Below are 583 nucleotides of genomic sequence, written 5' to 3' on the forward strand. Positions count from 1 at the left end.
AGAGAGAAAAACTAAAATGGCGATACTCGGTTCTTACTTGGTTTCTTCTTCTATACGATTATCTAGTTTTCAAAGAACGAATAAAAAAGCTTTGAGAGAAAATTGCTCCCTCAAAACTAAACAAACAGAAAACAATCAAACAAACTTTTATTGTCTGGCTCATATGTCCAGCTTCTATCCTTAGAAAGGAGGTGATCCAGCCGCACCTTCCGATACGGCTACCTTGTTACGACTTCACCCCAATCATCTGTCCCACCTTAGGCGGCTGGCTCCTTACGGTTACCCCACCGACTTCGGGTGTTACAAACTCTCGTGGTGTGACGGGCGGTGTGTACAAGGCCCGGGAACGTATTCACCGCGGCATGCTGATCCGCGATTACTAGCGATTCCGGCTTCATGCAGGCGAGTTGCAGCCTGCAATCCGAACTGAGAATGGTTTTATGGGATTGGCTAGACCTTGCGGTTTTGCAGCCCTTTGTACCATCCATTGTAGCACGTGTGTAGCCCAGGTCATAAGGGGCATGATGATTTGACGTCATCCCCACCTTCCTCCGGTTTGTCACCGGCAGTCACCTTAGAGTGC

General features: G+C 48.2%; 1 protein-coding gene and 1 other annotated feature (1 of these 2 cut by a window edge). The gene reads left to right on the forward strand.

Features of this window, described 5'->3' with window-relative positions; genetic code table 11:
- On the forward strand, positions 1–184 hold a 184-nt coding region (locus A6749_RS28765), incomplete at its 5' end, for a hypothetical protein (RefSeq protein ID WP_236719602.1).
- Positions 185–583 (reverse strand) — a sequence feature (mutual gap in cmsearch alignment for this rRNA model is longer than 100) (it continues 997 nt past the right edge of the window). It abuts the gene before it with no gap.

Origin of the sequence: Neobacillus mesonae, assembly GCF_001636315.1 — a bacterium.
Lineage (GTDB): Bacteria > Bacillota > Bacilli > Bacillales > Cytobacillaceae > Neobacillus > Neobacillus mesonae.